Below are 23,304 nucleotides of genomic sequence, written 5' to 3' on the forward strand. Positions count from 1 at the left end.
CGCAATTTCTGCCGGGCCGAAATAGTAAAGCCAGTCACGAGGACTGGCTTTAATGTAAGCGAAATTTAAGCGCTAACTATGCTATGGACGCCGACGGCCCATAAACAGGCTGACCAGGAACAGGATGATACCGACGATAAAGACGATTTTCGCTGCGCCTGCTGCCGTCCCCGCCAGACCACCAAAGCCCAGAGCGGCGGCAATTAACGCGATAACCAGAAATATAATGCCCCAACGAAACATAAGACTCTCCTTTACCATAGTTAATGTCGACCGCTTGCGATGAGCGCTCAGGTTGCTCATCTGCGATGTTTTCCCGGCACGTATTCGTCGCGCCCGTCCACGCGGGCGCTGACGTTTTCAGGAATGGTTACTTAACTTTTAGATCGTTTTTGACGCTTTTAACGCCTTCAATCGCTTTTGCGATACTTTCGGCGCGTTCACTTTGGGCCTGAGAATCAACCGTACCGGACAACTGCACGACGCCGTCGGTGGTTTCAACTTTCACCTTACGAGACGGTACAAGGTCATCGGCCAGCAATTTGGCTTTGATTTCACTGGTTGTAGCGGTGTCGCCCGCATAACCTTTCATTGACTGGTTTTTCCCGTCACGGACATGCAGCTTGTCGCTTACCGAAGCCACGCCTTCCACACCTTTGGCCACAGAGACAGCCTGTTCGGCCTGCGCCTGGCTTTCAACGAAGCCGCTCAGCGTGACTACTTTGTTGTCCGTTTTGACGGAAATATCGGTGCTTTTAATGCTTTCATGATCCACCAGCGCCGCTTTCACTTTTGCAGTGATGGAGCTGTCATCCATGAATCCACCGACTTTAGTCATCGAGCTGTCGATTTTTTCCCCCGCGCTGGATGCGGCGTTTTGCGCTTTGTCAGTGGTGGTGTTTGCCGCAAAAGCGGAGCCACTTGCCACTACAGAGCCCAGCACGACGGCCAGCAGAGTTTTAGAAATCTTCAGTTTTGTCATAGTCATCGATGTCGTTCCTGTTGGTTTGCCCACAATTTGGGCCGCTTGCAGCAACTCAGGCTGCTTAACTGCCGTGGCGAAAAATCACCCAACCCAGCGTCGGATAGTCGCGGATACAATGCCGCTACTTATCTGGCTGAGGCAGTTATTAATCTCCCTTAGTGAGATTCTTGTGGATAAAAGACCATTAAAAACGCAATTAACAGGACTTTTATCCACCAGAAATGTCATCACTTTGTTAAATATAGAACACTATCGACAAAAATCCTGGCTCACAGGTTAAAAAACGAGCAGAGAGGGGAAAAAGGGTGGGTTTTAAGAACATTCCGCAAGGGGCTAAAAAGACAGGAAAAGTGCCGGAGCACGGCAAATACCGTGCTCCGTGGGGGATTAATGCTCGCGAGTTTTATGGAAAGTCACTTCCGGATAGCGTTCCTGCGTCAGGTTCAGGTTCACCATCGTCGGCGCGATATAGGTCAGGTTATCGCCGCCATCCAGCGCCAGCTGGATCTCGTTCTTACGCTTAAACTCTTCGAATTTCTTCACGTCGCTGCTTTCAACCCAGCGCGCTGTCGCCACGTTAACGGATTCATACACCGCTTCTACGTTGTACTCGCTCTTCAGGCGCGACACGACCACGTCAAACTGCAACACACCGACTGCACCCACGATCAGATCGTTGTTGGCGATGGGTCGGAATACCTGCACCGCGCCCTCTTCCGAAAGCTGTACCAGGCCTTTCAGCAACTGTTTCTGCTTCAGCGGATCGCGCAGACGGATACGGCGGAACAGCTCCGGGGCGAAGTTCGGAATACCGGTGAACTTCATCATTTCGCCCTGAGTAAAGGTATCGCCAATCTGAATGGTGCCGTGGTTGTGCAGCCCGATAATGTCGCCAGGATAAGCTTCTTCAACGTGAGAACGGTCGCCGGCCATAAAAGTCAGCGCGTCAGAGATAACCACATCTTTACCGGTGCGCACCTGACGCAGCTTCATCCCTTTTTCGTATTTGCCTGACACCACGCGCATAAATGCGACGCGGTCGCGGTGTTTCGGATCCATGTTCGCCTGGATCTTAAAGACGAAGCCGGTAAATTTGCTGTCGTCTGCTTTCACTTCGCGCAGATCCGTTTGACGCGGCATTGGCGCTGGCGCCCACTCAACCAGGCCGTCCAGCATATGGTCAACGCCGAAGTTACCCAGCGCGGTGCCGAAGAAGACCGGGGTGATTTCACCGCTCAGGAACAGCTCTTTATCGAACTCGTTGGACGCGCCCTGTACCAGTTCCAGCTCATCACGCAGTTGCTGCGCCAGATCTTCACCCACCGCTTTGTCGAGATCCGGGTTGTTCAGCCCTTTAACGATACGCACTTCCTGAATCGTATGGCCCTGCCCGGTCTGATAAAGATAGGTTTCATCTTTATAAAGATGGTAAACACCTTTAAATAACTTACCGCAGCCAATCGGCCAGGTGATGGGCGCGCAGGCGATCTTCAGCTCGTTTTCCACTTCATCCAGCAATTCCATTGGATCGCGGATGTCACGGTCGAGTTTGTTCATAAAGGTCAGGATCGGTGTGTCGCGCAGACGGGTAACTTCCATCAGTTTGCGGGTGCGATCTTCAACACCTTTTGCCGCATCGATAACCATCAGGCAGCAGTCCACCGCCGTTAATGTGCGGTAGGTATCTTCAGAGAAGTCTTCGTGCCCCGGGGTATCCAGCAGATTCACCAGACACTCGCGATACGGGAACTGCATCACGGAAGTGGTGATGGAGATCCCACGCTGTTTTTCCATCTCCATCCAGTCGGATTTCGCATGCTGGCTGGAGCCGCGACCTTTTACCGTACCAGCGGTCTGAATTGCCTGTCCAAACAGCAAGACCTTTTCGGTGATGGTGGTTTTACCCGCATCGGGGTGCGAGATGATGGCGAACGTACGGCGCTTCGCCACCTCTTGTAAATAAGGAGACAACGTCATAATAAAAATCTTCTGTGTAATTGCGCGGCCCAGGCCACGCGATGAAATACGAAAAATGCGGCTATTGTACTCAACAGCGAAGTGCAGACAATCAATGTTTACACAGGCGTTGCTCCAGTTCGTTCAGGGACGTTACGGTCCAGGTCGGGTTAATGCCTTCAGGCAGCGCGCGATTATGCGCGTTTAGCCAGCAGGTGGACAGCCCGGCGTTGATACCGCCCAGAATGTCAGATTCTGCCGTATCGCCCACCATCATGACGCGATCGCGATCCGGGTTGCCGGCCAGTTGTAGCGCGTGATCGAAGATGCGGCGATCGGGTTTGGCAACACCGACTTCTTCGGAGATCACCAATAAATCAAAATAGTCACGCAAGCCGGTGCGTTCCAGACGAATTCGCTGCAACGCGGTAAAACCGTTGGTAATGATACCCAGCTTCACCTTGCCTTTCAGGCTGTCGAGCAGCGAAACAGCGCCCGGCAGCGGCGCGCAAATCTCAGCCATCGCATTAAGAAATGCGTCGTTCAGCGAACCCGCCGGAACGTTCAGGCGCTCAGACCAACCCTGAAAACGGCGGTGTTGCAGTTGCAGCGCAGTGATGGCGCCATTCTGGTAATCAACCCACAGAGGCTTATTAACAGACTGATATTCAAGAAAATCCTGGTCGGTGAATGTCACGCTATAGTCAAGAAACATCCGTTGTAAGCCGCCAAACGCATCAAAGGTAAACAGCGTTTCGTCAGCATCAAAGAGTATCCAGTCCCATTTCATTACATCACCTTTTTAAATTGACAGAGCCATCACTATCGCGTCTTCGCGCCCGTTGGCGGTGGGATAGTAATTGCGGCGGATTGTCGCCTCGTTAAAACCTAAACTTTCATACAGTGCAATCGCGCCAACATTGGAGGCGCGCACTTCCAGCCACAGGGTTAATACCTCGCGGGCTTCCAGTTCGCGGATCAGATGTTCCAGCAACTGGCGGCCAAACCCTTTCCGTTGCCAGGCGGGATCAACCGCGATGTTGAACAATGTGGCTTCATCCAGCACAACCTGGGTAATGGCGAAAGCCGCCATCTCATCGCCCACCATCAGCCGGTAGTTGAGGTAGCGATCCCCTTGATTGCTGGCGAAGGTCTTTTCGCTCCAGGGGAAGGCGTGCGCCCGTGTTTCAATCTGGTATGCGCGGGCTAAATCAGCCGTGCTGAGGGAAGAAATCGTGTTCATGTTCGCAGATTTGTTGCCATAACGCGGCGCGTGCCGCAGGGTTAGTGCGTAATTCATCCACGCCGGGCGTTGCGACCTGTGCGCCCGCCAGCGACTGCAGTTCATCGACACCCAGCCACCAACTGTTGCACTGGCTGCCAGGCGGCAGCATCGCGACGCGATCCGGCGTCAACTGTAATACCTGATCCGCCGTAATGGTAAGCGCGCGCAGTACGTCGCTCACCAGTGGATCGGCAAGCATCGGCGGTTCGGAAGCGACCATCACCAGACGAATATGCGCAGGCAGCGAAATGGCGATTTCGCCCTGCAACACCGCCGGGCGTCGCAAGCTCCACTGAGTAATGCCCAGTTGCTGTAATTGCCAGTCGCGTCGGGAAGTCATAGCGAAACACTCCTGTGTGTCAGGCGCGCAAATATAGCAAACCCGGCGAAAATTCGCTATCAACGACGCTCGTCAACAAAGAGGCAGTTTGCAGGATAACGTGTATACACAAAATCATTCACACTGCGTCGAGGCGGCAAGACTGAGCAGCCCCAGGAGCTTACATAAGTAAGTGACTGGGGTGCAAAGGTGAAGCCAACAAAGAGGCAGTTTGAAGGATAACGTGTATAATCGCCGCCTGAGTTAAACGAGGAACCCCCATTCATGTCTGCTTTTACCCCGGCAAGTGAAGTCTTGCTGCGCCACAGTGACGATTTCGAAACCAACCGCATTCTGTTTGCCGGTGATTTGCAGGATGACCTGCCCGCTCGTCTGGAGACGGCTGAAAGCCGTGCCTGGACGCAACAGTTTCACCAGTGGCAAACCTTAAGCCAGCAGATGGGCGAACGTGCCCGTTATAGCCTGGTCGCTGACAGCGAGACGATCGGCGATGTCGATACGCTGATCTATTACTGGCCAAAAAACAAACCCGAAGCGCAGTTCCAATTAATGAACCTGCTGTCGCTGCTGCCAATGGGCTGCGATATTTTCGTCGTCGGCGAAAACCGTAGCGGCGTGCGAAGCGCCGAGCAGATGCTGGCTGCGTATTGCCCGCTCAACAAAATAGACAGTGCGCGTCGCTGCGGACTGTATTACGGTCGTCTGGAGAAGAAATCTGACTTCGATGCGAATGGTTTCTGGGGCGAGTATGCGCTGGGCGATCTGACGATCAAAACCCTGCCGGGCGTCTTTAGCCGTGACGGATTAGATGTGGGCAGCCAATTGTTGCTCTCAACCCTGACACCGCACACGAAAGGTAAAGTACTGGATGTTGGCTGCGGTGCCGGTGTGCTGGCAGCGGTGCTGGCGAGCCATTCGCCGAAAGTGCGTTTAACCCTGTGCGACGTTTCCGCTCCGGCGGTAGAAGCCAGCCGCGCGACGCTTGCTGCCAACGGCTTTGAAGGTGAGGTTTTTGCCAGCAATGTCTTCTCTGAAGTCACTGGTCGCTTTGATATGATTATCTCCAATCCGCCGTTCCATGATGGCCTGCAAACCAGTCTGGAAGCCGCTCAGACGTTGATACGCGGCGCGGTGCGCCATCTGAACAGCGGCGGTGAGCTGCGCATCGTCGCTAACGCCTTCCTGCCGTACCCGGACGTATTAGATCAGACCTTCGGTTTCCATGAAGTGCTCGCCCAGACCGGACGTTTCAAGGTTTACCGCACAGTAATGACGCGCCAGGCGCTGAAATAATCACTCTTCTCCCGGCGAGCGCTGTTCGCCGGGTCTCCCCGATTTACCCATTCACAGCGCCCATTTTTGCAGCAATCAGTGTTGCTCTCAGCAATTAACTATTGACGAAAAGTTGAAAACATCTAGAATGCGCCTCCGTGGTAACGATACTTCAAAGGTATCGATGGTATGCGAAGGTGGCGGAATTGGTAGACGCGCTAGCTTCAGGTGTTAGTGTCCTTACGGACGTGGGGGTTCAAGTCCCCCCCCTCGCACCATAAACCACGCAGATATCGCTCGCACTGTGCGAAGGTGGCGGAATTGGTAGACGCGCTAGCTTCAGGTGTTAGTGTTCTTACGGACGTGGGGGTTCAAGTCCCCCCCCTCGCACCAACGAGGCGATATCTAAAAAGTAAGATGACTGTGCGAAGGTGGCGGAATTGGTAGACGCGCTAGCTTCAGGTGTTAGTGTCCTTACGGACGTGGGGGTTCAAGTCCCCCCCCTCGCACCAGATATCTTATACTCTCCCTGTATGACTCCCCCGTTACACCATCATTTTCAAATTCAGCAGCATCATTATCATCCCCCCGACAAGCGCAACGCCCGAAGGCAACAAAACAAAATGTCGTAACCGCTTATGGTAAAGCATCGCCGGAGTCAGCAATAAACCCAGCAAAATCACCATCCGCCATGCGTCGATCGAAAGATCAGCCAGTGCCAGAACGGCAACAATCATGCCCGGCAGGACGATCCCCCAACCACTTCCCAGCGCTCGCTGCAACATGTTTCCATCTCTGATATCGATAATGATAACCAATATCATATGACATCATTTCTCATTTGTCAGCATACTGCCAATACCACAGTATGAAGATCGCTCATCTTCTGATGACAGACATTCCTTAAGGTGATAAATTAAGCGCTGCTTAAATAAAAATCCAAATCACTAATTTTTCGCGATGACTGTTTCTTCGCGTTATTTCTTTTCTTATCGACTCACTGCGTAGTACTACATTGTGGATAAATAACGATTTTTAGGTATGACATTACAAACCTGGCAATCTCTGTGTAACAAGAGATATCGTTTGTCGCTGCGACTCTTCTTGCTGCTCAATGCACTCTCAGCAATGTTCTCCATGGCTCTGCCGCTCTATAACCTGCGCGCCTTCACGCTACCAGCGTGTATTATTTTTGCGGTGAGCGTTTTGTTGCCCGTATGGCACAGATACTATCCGAAAAAGAAAATCAGTATCCCATTGATTTCTCTTATGTTTGGCTGCCTTTGGGCATGGCATGTAATCGTGAGGATCGATTTACTCCAGCACAACACCTCATCGTATTTGCTGATCGCCCTCCTGAATGTTCTCTTTATTGGCTCGATTGCTTTTTCTAATAACATTGCCGCGTTCCTGCTGCATTCATTGCCGGTATTCGCCGCTTGTCTCTATTTCTCCGGATCGGAGAGCGAGCTCCGTTTAATATTTAGTTTTGCTTTGCCGGTATTAGGTATCTCCATACAACATGCAATTCAGAAGCGTAATGATAATTTCGCCCAGGCATTAATGAACCGTTTAATGCAGGAACGGAAAACCCTGAACGATTTGAGCATGCTGGATCCCCTTACCGGGTTGTATAACCGTCGCGGCCTGCAATCCAAAATCGATAACCTGCTGGCACTGGATGATAGTTCACGGTTTGTACTGCTGCTGGATATCGACCACTTCAAAGCTTATAACGACCACTACGGCCATATGATGGGCGATCAGGCGCTAATTCGCGTCTCTGCCGCATTGCGCGATGCCGTGCGTTCCCGCGATATCGTCGCGCGCTTTGGCGGTGAAGAATTCATGATCCTGCTGAATAATACCGATCTGGAACATGCGCGCCTGGCTGCCGAGCGTATTCGGCAGAAAGTGTACGATCTGAAGATTCCGCATATGTTTAATGAAAGTGTCGCCACGAATGTCACCATCAGCATTGGTATTGCACCGTTGCTGGATGACAATATCGACGCCGCTATTGAGCGGGCAGATAAAGCGTTATATGAAGCCAAGCATTTGGGCCGCAACAATATTCTGGTGAGCGGGGAATTGCGCCTCGCCTGAGGCGTAGCAGCACCAACTTTACGATAAAAATCTTGCTATCGATTTTACCTCTGGATAGGATTAGCAATCATTATCATTTAGATTCCGCATCCAGCTGGCGCCATGACCTATCGCACCGCATCGATCACTGAACATGCTATCTGGCGAAGCCGTCTCGTTGATGAACGCGATTCGCTGGCTAATGCTATGCGGGAAGCCATCGCCAGCACGCGCTCCCACTTACTCGATTTTATTCGCCTTAATGAACCAGCGCCCTGGCAAGCACAGACACTGGCGGAATGGTCACGGCCTACCACGTTGCAATCGCTGATTGCGACCTATTCCGATCATATTTACCGTCATCAAATGGCGCAGCCGCGCGAAAACAAACCGCTGCTGTCACTATGGGCACAATGGTATCTGGGATTAATGGTACCGCCCTTGCTACTGGCGTTGTTAACGCAGAAAAGTGCCATTAGCCTCGCACCTGAACATTTTCACGTTGAATTTCATGAAACGGGTCGCGCGGCCTGTTTCTGGATTGATGTGCAGCAGGATCATCAACTGACCTTACAAAATGATGCGCAGCGGATTACTGCACTGGCTTCGCAGGCGATGCTCCCGGTAGTTCAGGCACTGGAAGCCACGGGCGATATCAACGGCAAACTTATCTGGAGCAATACCGGCTATCTGATCAACTGGTGTCTGGGTGAGATGATCCCGCAACTGGGTGAAGCTCGCGTCGCGGCATTACGCCAGACCTGCTTCTTCGAAAAACAGCTTTCCGATGGCAGCGATAATCCGCTGTGGCGCACTGTTGTGCTGCGCGATGGCGCGCTGGTACGTCGTACCTGTTGCCAGCGTTACCGGTTGCCGGATGTGCAACAGTGCGGTGACTGCACGCTGAAATAATCAGGGAGGCGTTACGCCTCCCTTATGATTCTCCTTGATCCTGTTTTAAGCGACCTGTTTTTCATCCTCTGTACGCTGTGCCTCTTCCGCTTCCTGCTCCAGGAGCTGTTTCTCATACACTTTAAAGAAAGGGAAATAGATGACAGCTGAAATACAGGCCAGCAGTACGACAAGAATTGCGGCACGGAAATCCCAGCCGAGCGCCCACGCCCCGCCAATCGGTGCAGGCGCCGTCCACGGCACAACAGAAATCACTCTGCCGATCAGATCCAGCTTCATGGCTGCCCACGCAATAATGGCATTGACCGTCGGTGCCAGCAGGAAAGGAATAAAGAACACCGGATTCATGACGATCGGGGTGCCGAAAATCACCGGCTCATTGATATTGAAGATGCTGGGTACGACGCTCAACCGGCCAATCGAACGCAGGTGAACCGAGCGGCTGCGTAAATAGCAGAACACCAGCCCCATTGTTGCACCGGAGCCACCTATCACGATAAAGAAAGTCCAGAACGCTTCCATAAAGATATGCGGCAACGGCGCGCCCTGTGCCAGTGCGCTCTGGTTGATCCCCAGATTGGTTAACCAGAACATTTGCAGCATGCCCGAAACAATGGCCGCGCCATGAATACCGGCAAACCACAACAGATGAGCAATAATCACCGCCAGCAGGATCGCCGGAAGAGAATCCGCCGCCGCCACCAGCGGTTTGAACAGCGCCATAATCGCCTGTGGGATGAGCATATTGAACTGCGACTGGATCAGCAGGCTTAACGGGTAGAGTGTCAGCACGACGACAAGTACCGGGATCAGCAGATCAAATGAGTTTTTGATCATCGGCGGCACCTGGTCCGGCAGGCGAATGCCAATATTGTGCGCCTTCAGGAAACGCATCATTTCGACACAGTAAATCGCCACCAGTATTGCGGTGAAAATACCGGTTCCGCCCAGGCTGTCCACCGGAAGCGTACCGTTGGTTTTCGGTGCCGCAACCAGTAAAAACGCCATCAGCGACAGCATTGCGCACATGAAAGGGTCGAGCTGGTGCGATTTCACGTAATGCTTACCGAGGTTATAAGCAATCGCCGCACAGATATAAATGGACATAATGCCCATCGTCATATCGAAAGGCGTGAGGATCCGCCCTTCATACTGTTTCGCCAGATCCAGCCAGGCGCGCGCAAAGCCCCAGGTGGTATCCGGTGAAAAGGGCGGATAGGCAAAGACCAATAAGAATGAGCCAACAATCATAAACGGCATCGCAGAAATGAAGCCGTCACGGATGGCCATAACATGACGTTGAGAAGAGATCCGCCCGGCGATCGGGCTGACGTAGTTTTCTATAAACCGGAAAATCAGGTTAAACGCAGCATGGTTAGCAGACATATCAGCTCTCCTGTCAGGCTAAAAAAATAAGCGCACCAGCGAATGTTTTGCCGTGCAGCGATCCATTTTTAGGTTTGAAACCATGCGGTTTTTTAAACCAGCATTACGACAAAGCAGTGTAGGTTTCATAGACGGCTCTTTATTTGATTTTATGTACAGAAGGAAGGACAAAATCAGTATTAACCCGCAATGTGGACACTGCAACCGGTTACTGTAACCGGTTTCCGCGATTGTGAAGGCGATCGAGAAACTTTGTAGAGTGGTTTGTTACATCGGGATATTTACATGGATAACAGGCTTATGACAGATTAATAGCGGTCCCAGGCAGGAGAACATCATGAGTTTGCAGTCCGTGCGGCAATTCTTTGCCGACAACGCCCCCGATATCGATATTATTGAACTGAACCAAAGTACCGCGACTGTTGCACTGGCCGCTGCCGCGCACCATGTTGAACCAGGGCAAATCGCCAAGACGCTGTCATTAAAAGTGAAAAACGAAGTCATTCTCGTGGTTGCTAAAGGCGACGCGCGCCTGGATAACAAAAAACTGAAAAACACCTTTGGTGCGAAAGCTCGCATGCTGAGTAGCGATGAGGTCGTTACGGTTACCGGGCACCCGGTGGGCGGCGTCTGTCCGTTTGGGTTAGAAAACCCACTGACAATCTATTGTGATATCTCACTAAAACAATATCCGGAAGTCCTGCCCGCTGCGGGAGCTACCCATAGCGCAGTCCGCATTTCTCCTGAGCGAATGGCTGAACTCACACGCGCAAAATGGATTGACGTTTGCCTGTAACGTCTCAGCGCCAGGTACAGCACGCCTGGCGCTGAGACGTCTCTGAACTACATCAACTCCGACGCTGAACGAGGAGCTGGTGGGCTCCAGGTCAGAATATCTGCGGCATCCAATAACCCGACGTCAGACGTAACACCCAGCTTCGTCATCGCATTGAATTTATGCGCGCGGATGGTTTTCACATTCCGATCCAACAGCGAGGCTATCTCGGCCAGCGAGAAACCGCGCGTCAGGTAATTCAGGATCTCCCACTCTGTCGGGCTGAGCATACGGCACTGGCTCACGTACCAATTATTAATCATGTTCTCATTAATGCGCCGGGTTTCACCCAGTAGCATCCCCAGTTGTTCCTGTAACACAGGCAGCGGAGACGATTTGCTCAAAATACCATGCAGCCGCGAGGGAGAGAGATGCCCGACCAACTGGGCCTCCCGATCGTCTCCCGCCAGAACAATATGCTGAACACCCGGGTGAGAAAGCGAAAGCCAGTGCAAACACATCAGGCACTCCCGCCGCTCTTTCCGGTGCCCAAAAAGTGAATAGATAACGGAAAAAAAGGGCGTGTGCTTCAGTACCTGATGAAACACCGAATGCTCTTTAAAAAAATGAAACGAATACTGATTAATAGACGATTCACTAAATAAATGTCGTAATCCCTCCCGACTCATTGTGCACTTTTCAATAATGGCGACATTTCCCTTTTTGTAGCTATTTTCCATTCATTTCGGTCTCCATACATCGTGCCTGAATTCAACTCAGCCATTCCCTGGCTGCTATTAATCCATATATATAAATCTGCATTACTCCGTAATGATAACCGCCTCATTGCACTATTTTTCTGCGCACTCACTGTTTTATTACTTTTTTTGAGCAGCATTGCAATTTGGTTTATTCCCCAGCCTTTTCCAAGAAGACGTAACACGTTACGTTCAGATAGGGTAAGTATTTTACTTAGGGGAGCATTAGCCGCACTCCTGCTCATTCCCTCTGGCATAAGCACCTGGCTAATTTCTCCTTCGCTCCCATATCCGTGGCGAATAGCATTAATCACCCCTTCAACGGGCTCCTGGCTGGAGAGCAACGTAATACGCGGGCGTAACAAAAACTCCATTGCCACAGGCAGCACCGTACGTGGGGTGAAAAAGATCCAGTGTGAGCTATCACTTTGAGAAAAAAGAGAATAATAATTCTGACAGCGTCTTCTTGCATAGAAAAGCTCGTCAGAGATGTCAACAATGACCAGGCGAGCACTCTTTAATTGCAGCAGATCTATCTCTTCTACACAGGAATAATAATTGAGGATGTATTCAGGAAAATGACGTTCAAGTATACCGCCAATCCCGGCCCTGAGAACCGGAGTCTGGCTAATAACAATCCCATGAGTGTTGTCTGCTGATAACATAAAATCTCCACGTCCATTTGCGAGTTCTATCAATCCGCACGATGACTTTTTCCAATAGGAGCCAATAATAACCACAGATAATGACATTATCTGGATAAGCGTCGCCGTAAGAATTGGCGAAATTTATGAGTTGGGGTCAAACATAAAGAGCCGGAATTATAGTATTACCAACTTACATGTCAATATAACATACAGCCCGCCAGATTATCTCGCGTATTATTAAAAAATAAAAAGGAAATTTAAAATAATCAAAGACAATATAATTAAGATAAAAACAATAATCTTAACAAATGTTTAAGAAATACTTTACGAAAACCAGTCTGTTAGTCGCAAATAATACCTCCTCTTTTCTTTTCATATGATTTTTTATAAAAAAACCTTAAATGAATTCTTAACCGGGTAATTAAGAAGACTTCAGAGCAAACTTCAGCGTGACTTACTGCACAAATCTTGATCTACCTGAGCGCCATTCTGCCTGTCACTTGTGCTAAAACTATCTTTTACGCTCCATCCTTCGTGAGCGTTGTGTTAACAGGTACCAGGGTAATCATGCAAACAGACCAGTCATCACAGCGTGTTATTACGCGGCTGTGTATTCAGTGTGGCCTTTTTTTGTTGCAGCATGGCGCTGAGAGCGCATTAGTGGAAGAGCTATCAACGCGTCTGGGCATCGCGTTGGGTATGGACAGCGTTGAAAGTCTCATCTCCTCTAACGCCATCGTTCTGACAACCATCAAAGATGGGCAATGCCTGACTTCAACACGTAAAAACAGCGATCGCGGTATCAATATGCACGTAGTAACGGAAATACAGCATATCGTGATCATGACCGAACATAAGTTGCTGGATGCCAGAGACGTTGAAAAGCGATTTGCCCAGGTTAAACCGCTGCGCTACCCACGCTGGCTGGTCACGCTTATGGTTGGCCTTTCCTGTGCCTGTTTCTGCCAACTCAATAAAGGCGGATGGGACGGCGCATTTATTACATTTTGCGCCAGCAGCGTGGCGATGTATGTGCGGCTGCTACTGGCGAATCGCCATATGCATCCACAGATTAATTTCTGCATTACCGCCTTTGTGGCCACGACCGTTTCCGGCTTGATGCTGACTCTTCCTGCCTTTATTCATTCATCAACCGTCGCCATGGCCGCCAGCGTGCTGTTGCTGGTCCCCGGCTTTCCGCTGATCAACGCGGTTGCTGATATGTTCAAAGGCCATATCAACACCGGTCTTGCGCGCTGGGCCATCGCCAGCTTATTAACCCTCGCCACCTGTATCGGTGTGGTAATGGCAATGACACTGTGGGGGCTACGCGGATGGATGTGATCGCCTTTGTTCTGGCTCTTATACAAGATATGTTGCTGGCCGCAATCCCCGCAGTCGGGTTTGCCATGGTTTTCAACGTTCCCCATCGTGCCCTGCCCTGGTGTGCGCTCCTTGGCGCACTGGGCCACGGTTCCCGCTTTGCGCTGATGTACTGGGGTTTCAATATCGAATGGTCAACCTTTGTGGCCGCCATGCTGGTGGGATCGATAGGCATTCGCTGGTCGCGATGGTATCTGGCGCATCCTAAAGTGTTTACCGTGGCGGCAGTCATTCCCATGTTTCCGGGCATCTCGGCCTACACAGCGATGGTTTCGGCCGTGAAAATCGGCCACTTTGGTTACAGCGAAGAGTTAATGATCCTGTTACTGACGAATTTCCTGAAAGCCTCATCGATCGTTGGCGCGCTTTCTATTGGCCTGTCGATTCCCGGTCTGTGGATATACCGCAAACGCCCGCGCGTTTGAGATTTGTTTTCTGTCGCGGCCATGGTGATAATCCACAGACAAATGACGGCCAGTAAGGAGTGGATGTGGAACACCGTGGCAGCGATCTTTCCGAACATTTTGATGAATCCAACCTGAAAGACAAAATTTTCATCAGCGCCATCGCTCTGTTTGCCGAATACGGCCTGACAGGCGCACGCATGGAGCAAATCGCCGAGCGCTCCGCCACCACAAAACGCATGGTGGTGTACCATTTCAAAACCAAAGAAAACCTCTATTTACAGGTACTTGAATATGTCTACACCATGATTCGCCGCAGCGAGAAAAAGCTGAATCTTGCGGATATGCCGCCCGTAGAGGCGATGGTGCAACTGGTCGAAAGCACTTTCGATTACCATGCCGCTCACCCTGATTTCATTCGTATTATCTGTATGGAGAACATGCAGCGCGGGCGTTTTATTCAGCAATCGGTCCTGCTGCGCGATGTGAACCGCAGCGCGCTGACCTTACTGGAAGATATTCTCCGCCGCGGCCAGCAAAAAAGGCTGTTCAATAAAAACGTCAATGCCCGCGATGTGCACCGTCTGATGAGCAGTTTCAGCTTTCACTACGTCGCCAACAGCTACTCTTTTTCCATGCTGTTTGAAGAGAACCCTGATGCGACTGCGCAGCGCCAGTACTATCGGGAGATGGCAGTCGAGGTTGTGCTACGTTATACCTGCCCGTAAAAAAATATCTTGCAATTAAATCGCACACTACATATATTAAAAAACATGAAAACGACACCGACCAAAAACGCACAGCTCGCCTTAGATAACCAGTTTTGTTTTGCACTCTACTCAACAAACCTGGCGCTGCATAAGCTTTACCGGCAGCTTCTGGCTCCGCTGAATCTTACTTATCCACAGTATCTGGTCATGCTGGTACTGTGGGAGCAGGACGATATCACCGTGTCAGAGATTGGTGAGCGCCTGTTTCTGGATTCAGCAACGCTGACGCCGCTGCTTAAACGGCTGGAAAGCGCAGGGCTGATCCGCCGTCAGCGTTCACGCCAGGATGAGCGGCAAGTGGTGATTACGTTGAGTGAAAGCGGGCGCGCATTGCAGCAGCAAGCGACGTCCATTCCGGAAGCGATAGGCTGTGCCATGGCCTGCGATAGCGCGACGCTGCACGATATCAAGCAGCAACTGGAACAGCTTCGCCAGAACTTTCAACGGGCATAAACTCCCTTTCGTGGGGAGTTTATCTCAACCAACTAAATAGCACGCTATTTTATAGCAACCAATCAAGATAATTAAGGAACCTGCCATGTCATTAGAAAAAGTCGTCTACACCGCTAAAGCTAAAGCCACCGGAGGCCGTGACGGCCGCGCAACCTCTTCTGACGGCGTCCTGGATGTCAAACTGGGCGTACCAAAAGAGATGGGCGGCGCGGGCGGTGAAGTGACCAACCCGGAACAACTGTTCGCTGCGGGCTACTCCGCCTGCTTCCTGGGCGCCATGAAGTTCGTCGCTGGCCGCGACAAAATTGCCATTCCGAAAGACGCATTTATCGAAGGTGAAGTCGGCATTGGTCCGCTGCCTACCGGTTTCGGTATCGAAGCGAAACTGAATATCCATCTGCCAGGTATGGACGCAGCCGAAGCGAAAAAACTGGTCGATGCCGCGCATATCGTTTGCCCTTATTCTAACGCCACCCGTGGCAACATCGACGTTACGCTGAACATTATTGCGTAACACGCAAGCGACACGTTGAGAAAATCAACAGCCGGGGAAACCCGGCTTTTTTCATGCTGTACTGCCCTTTCCGTTCACTGTGTTACTATGTGTCATTATGCCTGTGTGAAAAAAACACAGAGCGCCTTATCCGTAGTAATCCTGTTTGAGAACGCGTTATGTCTTCCAGAATCCTGACATCGAATGTCATCGGCATTGATGAATTTGTGCGCGATCACGCCAGTGTTCTGGCCCGTACGGAAGGCGGCGCTGTCGCTGTTTTTGCTAATAACAGCCCCGCGTTTTATGCCGTTACGCCGCAACGCCTTGAGCAATTACTGGCGCTTGAAGCCCGCCTTGCGCGGCCAGCCAGTGACATTGCCCTTGATGCACAATTTTATGAAGAACCCACCGCCGCGCCGGTGAATGTGCCAATGGGCAAATTCGCCATGTATGCAGGCTGGCAGCCGGATGCAGATTTCCAGCGTCTGGCTGCGTTGTGGGGCATTGCGTTAACGCAGCCCGTTACGCCAGAAGAGCTGGCCTCGTTTGTTGCCTACTGGCAGGCCGAAGGCAAAGTGTTCCACCATGTGCAGTGGCAGCAAAAGCTGGCGCGCAGCGTACAAATCGGTCGTACCAGCCAGAATAGCGCGGCGAAACGCGATATCAATGCACTATCAGAACCGGACAATCAAATCCCACCAGGCTTTAGAGGATAACGATGAAAAACGTCGGCGAATTGATGAAGCGACTGCAAAAGATGATGCCCGCCAACACCGTGCCTGCCTTTAAAACGGGCGAGGAGCTAATGGCCTGGCAGAAAGAACAGGGCGCAATCCGTTCGGCGGCGCTGGAGCGAGAAAACCGCGCAATGAAAATGCAGCGCACGTTTAATCGCTCCGGCATTCGTCCGCTGCACCAGAACTGCTCTTTTGAAAATTACCGGGTCGAAACGGAGGGCCAGATGCGTGCCCTCAGCCAGGCGCGTCAATATGTCGAAGAGTTTGAAGGCAATATCGCCAGTTTTATCTTTTCCGGCAAACCAGGCACCGGCAAGAATCACCTCGCCGCCGCTATCTGCAATGAACTGTTGCTGCGCGGTAAATCGGTGCTGATCATTACCGTTGCCGACATTATGTCTGCGATGAAAGAGACGTTCGGCAATCGCGAAAGCAGTGAAGAACAGTTGCTGAACGATTTAAGCAGCGTCGATCTGCTGGTGATTGACGAAATCGGCATGCAGACAGAATCCCGCTACGAAAAAGTCATTATCAATCAGATAGTCGACAGGCGTTCTTCGTCCAAACGCCCGACCGGCATGCTCACTAACAGCAATCTGGAAGAGATGAATAAGCTGCTGGGCGAGCGCGTAATGGACAGGATGCGTCTCGGCAACAGTCTGTGGGTGATCTTCAACTGGGAGAGCTACCGTAGCCGCGTCACCGGTAAAGAGTATTGAGAGTTTTCACCTCTGTGGCGGATCTGCGCAGGTGTATACTCAGCGCTTTACTGAAACATCGGGATCTGCACGATATGAAATTCGCCAAACGCCTGCTCTGCGCTGCTGCCATCAGCAGCGCCCTGCTAACCAGCTTTGCCAACGCCGCTTCCTGGCAGGATACGCTCTCCAGCGCCGCCAGCCAGCTCAGCCAGAAAAATCAGAGCAGCACCGCCTCGCAGCAGGGTGGGTTGTCGCTCTCCTCCCTGACCGGCCTGCTTAACGGCGGTAATCAGGCGCTCAGTTCCAATACCATGAACAATGCGGCAGGCGTAATGACCTGGTGCGCCAAAAACAAGCTCTCCTCGCTCACCAACACCGAGAATGTGAAAAACCAGGTGCTGGATAAACTGGGGCTCGGCGCCAGCCAGCAGAAACAGGACACCAACTATCTGGATGGCCTTCAGGGTATGCTGAATACCAAAAACGGCGAGCAGTTAAACCTGAGCAACATCGGCAGCACGCCGCTGGCCGAAAAAGTGAAGTCAAAAGCCTGTGATATCGTTCTGAAACAGGGCGTCAACTTCCTCTCCTGATCTTCCGCCGCGTTGAGCGCTTTTTCGGCCTGAACGCGGCATTTTCCCCTCTCTTTTTCCGTCGTTCCGCCCGTTCACAGACATGATGTACAGCAACATTGTCGCTTTCTAAACCATTTCTTAATCAACTCAGAATAAAGTGACACTACAATTGCAGCAGTGTGACATCACTATTAAATTAGTTTTCCTGTTACAAAAATTATTAACCAGCAATATGTCTGGTCTTGATGAGGAATGACGGTTGTCCGAGTTGCTCTCTATTGCTCTGTTTCTCGCCTCGGTCGTGATTTACGCCTGTAAGGCGGGGCGAAATAGCTGGTGGTTTACTGCAACGCTGCTGGTATTGGGTCTGTTTATTATTTTGAATATCACGCTGTACGCCAGTAATTACTTTACCGGCGATGGCATTAACGATGCGGTGTTGTACACCCTCACCAACAGCCTGACCGGTGCGGGCATCAGCAAATACCTGTTACCCGGGGTGGGGCTGGTTCTCGCGCTGGTGGCGTTGTTCTGCGCGCTGGGTTGGGTACTGCGCCGCCGTCGCCATCTGCCCCATCATTTTGGCTACAGCCTGCTGGCACTGGTTCTGGCGCTGGGTTCGGTCGATGCCAGCCCGGCATTCCGCCAGATCACCGAACTGGTGAAATCCCAGACGCGCGAGGGCGATCCCGACTTCGCCACGTTTTATAAAGTCCCGGCGAAGAAGATCCCGGAACCGAAACTCAACCTGGTCTACATCTACGGCGAAAGCCTGGAGCGTACCTACTTCAATGAAGAGGCCTTTCCTGGCCTGACGCCGGAACTGGGCGCGCTGAAGGCGCAAAGCCTCGACTTTAGCCATACGGAGCAACTCCCCGGTACGGATTACACCATCGCTGGCATGGTCGCCTCGCAGTGCGGTATTCCACTGTTCGCGCCTTTTGAAGGCAACGCTTCCGCTTCGGTGTCCAGTTTCTTCCCGCAGAATCTTTGCCTCGGCGACATTCTGAAAAATTCCGGCTACGAGAACCATTTTATCCAGGGAGCGAATCTGCGCTTTGCCGGGAAAGATGTGTTCCTGAAATCACACGGTTTTGATTACCTCGTTGGCGCGGAAGAGCTGAAAAGCCAGGTCGCCGATCCCCACTACCGTAATGACTGGGGCTTCTACGACGATACGGTGCTGGATGCCGTCTGGAAACGCTACGAAGAGCTGTCGCGTGCGGGCAAACGTTTCTCGCTGTTTGCGCTGACCGTCGATACGCACCATCCGGATGGTTTTATCTCGCGCACCTGCGAGCGGAAAAGCTACAGCTATGATGGCAAACCGAACCAGTCATTCAGCGCCGTCACCTGTAGCCAGCAGCATATCGCGGCGTTGATCAATAAGATCAAAGCGTCGCCGTGGTTTAAAGACACGGTGATCGTAGTCTCTTCCGATCATCTGGCGATGAACAACACGGCATGGAAATACCTCAACAAACAAGATCGCAGCGATCTGTTCTTTGTGATGCGCGGCGATGAGCGCCAGGAGGATGTTTCCGGGATCAAACGCAGCACGCTGGATAACGGCGCAACCGTGCTCGATATCCTCGGCGGCGACAACTTCCTCGGCCTTGGGCGCAGCAGTATTTCCGGCCAGTCGCTCTCCGGGGTATTCCTGAATATGAAAGAGAAAGTGCTGGCATGGAAACCGGACGTCATTCGCCTGTGGAACTTCCCGAAAACGATGAAAGAGTTCACGGTGGATAGCCAGAAACAGATGGTCGCCTTCTCCGGCAGCCAGTTCCGTTTACCGCTGCTGGTGCGCGTTTCCAGTCATCGCGTTGAACCGCTGCCCGAAAGCGAATACTCCGCGCCGCTGCGCTTCCAGCTTGCCGACTTTGCACCGCGCGATAACTTCGTGTGGATCGATCAGTGCTACAAAATGGCGCGCCTGTGGTCACCAGAACTGGCGCTCTCTACCGACTGGTGCGTCTCGCAGGGGCAACTTGGCGGCGAACAGCAGGTTCAGCATATCGATAAGGCATTATGGAAAGGCAAAACCGCGTTTAAAGAGAGCGTGATCAGCGCCGATCGCTACCGGAATAACGTCGATACGCTGAAGATCCTCGATAACAACATTCGCTACAAAGCCGACAGTTTTGTCTTTAACGTTCCTGGCGCGCCGGAAGAGGTGAAATCATTCAACGGCATTTCCCGTCCGGAAAGCTGGGGGCGCTGGTCCAACGCGCAGTTGGGCAAGGAAGTGTCGATTGAATATAACCAGCCGCTGCCGGAGCATTTCGAACTGGTCATTACCGCCAAAGCGTACGGCCCGAACGCCAACCGCCCGATTCCGGTGCGTGTCGGCGATGAAGAGCAAACTCTGATGCTGGATAACACGCTCAGCACCACGACATTGCGCTTCAATAATCCTTCCCGCAGCAGCACGCTGGTGATTGTCCCCCCGGACCCGCAATCCACCAACGAAGGGAATATTCTCGGTCACTCGCCGCGTCAGATTGGAATCGGGCTGGCGGAAATCAAAGTGCTGAGTGACGAAGGTTAAAAATCAAAGGCTGGCCGTTACAGGTCAGCCTTCATCTCATACTGGCTAAGCGCAAGCTTGCTGTAACCCGCACGATCGAACAGCGGCGCAAATGCGCCGGGCACCACCACCGAGGTGCTCAGACCGGGAAAATGCTGATTCAACGTCCGCAGAAGTTCACTGGCAAATCCTCTGCGCCGGTACTCCGGTTCCACATAAATAAACCGTAGTTGCGGCGTCTCCATGTGCGTGGCAATCACTGCCAGCGCATGATTACGGTACTCAAACGCCCGCGCCGGTAATGATACGGCGGAGAGCGGATCGGTCAGCCAGGAGAGCGTGGCATTACTCTCGCAGACCGCTTTGCGCACCACGATCAACGGATCAATTTCCCGCAACGCATTATCTTCACCGTCCACCTCCTTCGCGCCCTGAAAGCCATAAAGTGGCTGGACTGTGGTAAAGCCCAGCGAGTGATACAGAGCAACCGCCGGATGATTATCCTGAATGACTTCCAGCCGCAGCAACCGCACGCCTTTATCGCGCAGCGCGGTTATTAAGGGCGGAAGAAGACGTTTGCCCAACCCCTGCGCACGATACTGCGGGCGAATGGCGAATGCTGCCAGCCTCGCCGATGCGCCGCGCCGGGTGATCAGGGCCACCGCCGCAGGCTCCTCGTCATCCAGCCAGACGCATGAGTCCACGAGGCTAAGCCCTTCGGCGATAAAACGCTGGGCAAATACCGCTGGCGGCAACGAAAACGGCATGCTGTAACCTTCAAAACATTGCCCAACCAGGGCGGCAAGTTGCGTACAACTGTAGTGAATGGCAGGGATAGCGACGAAGTTCATAAGGCTTCTCCACGAAATGATGCAGTGAGCATAGCACGGGGAAGCGGAGGGGAAATGCGCCCTGCATGACAGGGCGCAAATAACCGTCAGAAAGTTTCCCAGTTATCACCGGCATCGCTCACCGCCGCTTTACGCGGTAGTGCGCTTGCCGGAGAGGCCCGGGTGAAACTGGCTGGCGTCGCGCTGTTCAGCTTGCTCTGCTGCTGGCTAATGCGAAATACGGAAACCGCCTGCGTCAGACGGCTGGCCTGCTCTTCAAGCGCCGCCGCCGCAGCAGCGGACTCTTCCACCAGCGAGGCGTTCTGCTGTGTCACCCGATCCATCTCGGAAACCGCCAGACCCACCTGGTCGATACCACGGCTCTGCTCATCGGAGGCAGACGCGATTTCACCCATAATGTCGGTCACGCGGGTCACCGCATTCACGATTTCACCCATGGTTTCCCCGGCGCTTTCCACCAGCGTAGAACCCAGTTCAACGCGACCGACAGAGTCTTCAATCAGGCTTTTGATTTCACGAGCGGCCTGGGCGCTGCGCTGCGCCAGGTTGCGAACTTCGCCCGCCACCACCGCAAAGCCACGCCCCTGCTCGCCCGCACGCGCGGCTTCAACAGCGGCGTTCAGCGCCAGGATGTTGGTCTGGAAGGCAATACCGTCGATTACGCTGATAATGTCAGCGATCTTCTGCGAACTGGCGGCAATATCACGCATCGTCTGCACAACATTATCCACCACTTTACCGCCTTTCTGCGCGGTTTCAGAGGCGCTCAGCGCCAGGTGGCTCGCCTGACGGGCGTTATCGGCGTTCTGTTTCACCGTTGCCGTCAGTTCTTCCATGCTGGCTGCCGTCTCTTCCAGCGAAGCGGCCTGCTGCTCGGTACGGGAGGAAAGGTCGTTATTCCCCACCGAAATTTCACTGGCCCCGCTATAAATCGCGTTGGCGCCATTACGCACATCGCTGACGGTACGCACCAGCTCACTCTGCATATGACGCAGGCTGTCAGCCAACACACCCATCTCATTGGAACCGTGGACATCAATGCGCTGTACCAGATCGCCGCCAGCAATATGACGAATGTTGTCGATCAGGTGGTTCAACGGCCCGATCAGCGCTCGCTTGATCCCAGCCCAGACACCGATGATCACCAGCAGCACAACGATCAGCACCGTAATAATGATCCAAATGGCAGAGCCGTAAGAGCTTTCGCTATCGCTGACCGCCGTTTCATACAGATGATCGTTCTGCTGCAAATAATTGAGGTACTGCTTCTCGAAACCGTCCTGATAGCTCTGGGTCGGCTGATCGAAGAAGGCATTAATTTTGCCTGCGCCCAGCAACTGGATCAGCTCCGCCAGCGCGTTGTGGTAGATATCGTAGTTACGCTTGATCTCTGCCGCAGCTTCCTCGCTCTGGCGCGGATCGCGCGGCAGCGCCTGGTAAGCATTCCAGTTTGCTTCTGCCTGTTTCAGCGAGGTGCTGGCAATCTGCATCAGATCGGACACCGTCGCGCCGCTGCCAATATTGTTCTGATCCATCATGTAGCGGATCCCGGCGCGGTTAAGGGTATTACGGGTTTGCAGCAGCGCAACCCAGCTGGCGTTCAGCGTGGACTGTTGCTGGCGAATGGTTTGCAGAACGGTGAAGTTTTCTTTGTCGTGTTTCAGCGCGTTAAAGAACAAGCCGCCAGAAGTGAGTTGTAAAAGGCCAAATAATCCCAGCACCAGCAATAAACTGGTGACAAGTTTGATGCGAGTTAACATGTTTTCTCTTTCCTTATAGACAGACGTTAGGTTTTCGGCCTGCATAAGAAAAACTTTATGGTGCATCGTGCTATTTTTGTTCGCTTTTCACCGAACAAAAGACAACCAGCCTTTTCTCTCTGCGTGATCAAAATCACATATTTTCCGGCACTTACGCGCCGCTGAAACCGCTCACCACCACCCCTTTACCGCTCAGCAACCGTTTCTGACCACTGAGTCAAATCATCGCCGCTTTACGCGCGT

Annotated in this window: 25 protein-coding genes and 3 tRNA genes; 16 read left to right on the forward strand and 12 right to left on the reverse strand. The window is 52.4% G+C overall.

The window, feature by feature from the left end; all coding sequences use genetic code 11:
• Positions 1-81 precede the first annotated feature (81 nt).
• From Y71_RS23245 to Y71_RS23270, 6 genes are all read right to left on the reverse strand, one after another.
• A complete protein-coding gene (locus Y71_RS23245) occupies positions 82-243 on the reverse strand; it encodes a DUF1328 domain-containing protein (RefSeq protein WP_007373037.1) in 162 nt (53 codons plus the stop codon).
• 127 nt (positions 244-370) lie between these two features.
• A complete protein-coding gene (gene osmY, locus Y71_RS23250; protein ID WP_007373036.1) occupies positions 371-988 on the reverse strand; it encodes a molecular chaperone OsmY in 618 nt (205 codons plus the stop codon).
• 384 nt (positions 989-1,372) lie between these two features.
• Positions 1,373-2,962 carry a peptide chain release factor 3 gene (gene prfC, locus Y71_RS23255; RefSeq protein WP_007373035.1) on the reverse strand — a complete coding sequence of 530 codons (1,590 nt, stop codon included), beginning with the start codon at positions 2,960-2,962 and terminating at the stop codon, positions 1,373-1,375.
• Between the two features lie 91 nt (positions 2,963-3,053).
• Complete coding sequence (gene yjjG, locus Y71_RS23260; RefSeq protein ID WP_007373034.1) at positions 3,054-3,731, reverse strand: pyrimidine 5'-nucleotidase; 678 nt, start codon at positions 3,729-3,731, stop codon at positions 3,054-3,056.
• A 12-nt stretch (positions 3,732-3,743) separates the two neighbouring features.
• Positions 3,744-4,184: a ribosomal protein S18-alanine N-acetyltransferase gene (gene rimI / locus Y71_RS23265; RefSeq protein ID WP_007373033.1), complete on the reverse strand. Its 441-nt coding sequence runs from the start codon at positions 4,182-4,184 to the stop codon at positions 3,744-3,746.
• The gene (locus Y71_RS23270) at positions 4,153-4,566 is read right to left on the reverse strand and encodes a DNA polymerase III subunit psi (protein WP_007373032.1); all 414 of its coding nucleotides are present in this window, start codon (positions 4,564-4,566) and stop codon (positions 4,153-4,155) included. The genes rimI and Y71_RS23270 overlap by 32 nt, the downstream gene beginning before the upstream one ends.
• Positions 4,567-4,830: 264 nt before the next feature.
• Between Y71_RS23270 and rsmC the strand changes: the two genes are divergently transcribed.
• The 4 genes from rsmC (at position 4,831) to Y71_RS23290 (ending at position 6,350) form a co-directional block, all read left to right on the forward strand.
• Complete coding sequence (gene rsmC / locus Y71_RS23275; RefSeq protein ID WP_007373031.1) at positions 4,831-5,859, forward strand: 16S rRNA (guanine(1207)-N(2))-methyltransferase RsmC; 1,029 nt, start codon at positions 4,831-4,833, stop codon at positions 5,857-5,859.
• 170 nt (positions 5,860-6,029) lie between these two features.
• Positions 6,030-6,116, forward strand: a tRNA-Leu gene (locus Y71_RS23280).
• Positions 6,117-6,144: 28 nt separating this feature from the next.
• Positions 6,145-6,231, forward strand: a tRNA-Leu gene (locus Y71_RS23285).
• A 32-nt stretch (positions 6,232-6,263) separates the two neighbouring features.
• Positions 6,264-6,350: transfer RNA gene (locus Y71_RS23290), tRNA-Leu, on the forward strand.
• Between the two features lie 33 nt (positions 6,351-6,383).
• On the opposite strand, the gene Y71_RS23295 is transcribed toward Y71_RS23290, so the two are convergent.
• Positions 6,384-6,662 (reverse strand): DUF1435 domain-containing protein, encoded by a 279-nt coding sequence (locus Y71_RS23295; protein ID WP_007373030.1) that lies wholly within the window; start codon positions 6,660-6,662, stop codon positions 6,384-6,386.
• Positions 6,663-6,879: 217 nt separating this feature from the next.
• Here Y71_RS23295 and Y71_RS23300 point away from each other — a divergent pair, with 217 nt between their 5' ends.
• Positions 6,880-7,944, forward strand: coding sequence for a GGDEF domain-containing protein (locus Y71_RS23300; RefSeq protein WP_035943134.1), 1,065 nt, complete (start codon positions 6,880-6,882; stop codon positions 7,942-7,944).
• A gap of 102 nt (positions 7,945-8,046) precedes the next feature.
• Positions 8,047-8,835 carry a siderophore-iron reductase FhuF gene (gene fhuF / locus Y71_RS23305; protein ID WP_007373028.1) on the forward strand — a complete coding sequence of 263 codons (789 nt, stop codon included), beginning with the start codon at positions 8,047-8,049 and terminating at the stop codon, positions 8,833-8,835.
• Between the two features lie 45 nt (positions 8,836-8,880).
• Here fhuF and Y71_RS23310 read toward each other — a convergent pair whose 3' ends face one another.
• The gene (locus tag Y71_RS23310) at positions 8,881-10,221 is read right to left on the reverse strand and encodes a PTS cellobiose transporter subunit IIC (RefSeq protein ID WP_007373027.1); all 1,341 of its coding nucleotides are present in this window, start codon (positions 10,219-10,221) and stop codon (positions 8,881-8,883) included.
• Positions 10,222-10,558: 337 nt separating this feature from the next.
• Between Y71_RS23310 and Y71_RS23315 the strand changes: the two genes are divergently transcribed.
• A complete protein-coding gene (locus tag Y71_RS23315) occupies positions 10,559-11,017 on the forward strand; it encodes a YbaK/EbsC family protein (RefSeq protein ID WP_007373026.1) in 459 nt (152 codons plus the stop codon).
• Between the two features lie 47 nt (positions 11,018-11,064).
• Here Y71_RS23315 and bglJ read toward each other — a convergent pair whose 3' ends face one another.
• Complete coding sequence (gene bglJ / locus Y71_RS23320; RefSeq protein ID WP_071532035.1) at positions 11,065-11,685, reverse strand: DNA-binding transcriptional activator BglJ; 621 nt, start codon at positions 11,683-11,685, stop codon at positions 11,065-11,067.
• Positions 11,682-12,419: a helix-turn-helix domain-containing protein gene (locus Y71_RS23325; protein ID WP_007373024.1), complete on the reverse strand. Its 738-nt coding sequence runs from the start codon at positions 12,417-12,419 to the stop codon at positions 11,682-11,684. Before Y71_RS23325 ends, bglJ begins: the two co-directional genes overlap by 4 nt.
• A 549-nt stretch (positions 12,420-12,968) precedes the next feature.
• Between Y71_RS23325 and Y71_RS23330 the strand changes: the two genes are divergently transcribed.
• The 9 genes from Y71_RS23330 to opgB all read left to right on the forward strand — a co-directional run bounded on the left by Y71_RS23330 (position 12,969) and on the right by opgB (position 20,471).
• A complete protein-coding gene (locus Y71_RS23330; protein ID WP_007373023.1) occupies positions 12,969-13,745 on the forward strand; it encodes a threonine/serine exporter family protein in 777 nt (258 codons plus the stop codon).
• Positions 13,736-14,209 carry a threonine/serine exporter gene (locus Y71_RS23335; protein WP_007373022.1) on the forward strand — a complete coding sequence of 158 codons (474 nt, stop codon included), beginning with the start codon at positions 13,736-13,738 and terminating at the stop codon, positions 14,207-14,209. The genes Y71_RS23330 and Y71_RS23335 overlap by 10 nt, the downstream gene beginning before the upstream one ends.
• Positions 14,210-14,274: 65 nt before the next feature.
• Positions 14,275-14,916, forward strand: coding sequence for a TetR/AcrR family transcriptional regulator (locus Y71_RS23340; RefSeq protein ID WP_007373021.1), 642 nt, complete (start codon positions 14,275-14,277; stop codon positions 14,914-14,916).
• Between the two features lie 45 nt (positions 14,917-14,961).
• Positions 14,962-15,411, forward strand: coding sequence for a MarR family winged helix-turn-helix transcriptional regulator (locus Y71_RS23345; RefSeq protein WP_007373020.1), 450 nt, complete (start codon positions 14,962-14,964; stop codon positions 15,409-15,411).
• An 85-nt stretch (positions 15,412-15,496) separates the two neighbouring features.
• The gene (locus tag Y71_RS23350; protein WP_007373019.1) at positions 15,497-15,925 is read left to right on the forward strand and encodes an organic hydroperoxide resistance protein; all 429 of its coding nucleotides are present in this window, start codon (positions 15,497-15,499) and stop codon (positions 15,923-15,925) included.
• A gap of 158 nt (positions 15,926-16,083) precedes the next feature.
• On the forward strand, positions 16,084-16,623 hold the full coding sequence (gene dnaT, locus Y71_RS23355; RefSeq protein ID WP_007373018.1) for a primosomal protein DnaT: 540 nt from the start codon (positions 16,084-16,086) through the stop codon (positions 16,621-16,623).
• 2 nt (positions 16,624-16,625) lie between these two features.
• Entirely contained in the window at positions 16,626-17,363 is a 738-nt protein-coding gene (gene dnaC / locus Y71_RS23360) for a replicative helicase loader DnaC (protein WP_007373017.1), read from the forward strand.
• Positions 17,364-17,437: 74 nt separating this feature from the next.
• Positions 17,438-17,938 (forward strand): YjjA family protein, encoded by a 501-nt coding sequence (locus Y71_RS23365; protein WP_007373016.1) that lies wholly within the window; start codon positions 17,438-17,440, stop codon positions 17,936-17,938.
• A 241-nt stretch (positions 17,939-18,179) separates the two neighbouring features.
• Positions 18,180-20,471, forward strand: coding sequence for a phosphatidylglycerol--membrane-oligosaccharide glycerophosphotransferase (gene opgB / locus Y71_RS23370; RefSeq protein WP_007373015.1), 2,292 nt, complete (start codon positions 18,180-18,182; stop codon positions 20,469-20,471).
• Between the two features lie 17 nt (positions 20,472-20,488).
• Here the strand turns inward: opgB and Y71_RS23375 are convergent, their stop codons facing one another.
• Positions 20,489-21,301, reverse strand: a complete 813-nt coding sequence (locus tag Y71_RS23375; RefSeq protein WP_007373014.1) for a GNAT family N-acetyltransferase — start codon at positions 21,299-21,301, stop codon at positions 20,489-20,491.
• An 86-nt stretch (positions 21,302-21,387) separates the two neighbouring features.
• Complete coding sequence (gene tsr / locus Y71_RS23380) at positions 21,388-23,061, reverse strand: methyl-accepting chemotaxis protein (RefSeq protein ID WP_007373013.1); 1,674 nt, start codon at positions 23,059-23,061, stop codon at positions 21,388-21,390.
• Between the last annotated feature and the right edge of the window lie 243 nt (positions 23,062-23,304).

This window comes from Kosakonia radicincitans DSM 16656 (genome assembly GCF_000280495.2).
Classification (GTDB): domain Bacteria; phylum Pseudomonadota; class Gammaproteobacteria; order Enterobacterales; family Enterobacteriaceae; genus Kosakonia; species Kosakonia radicincitans.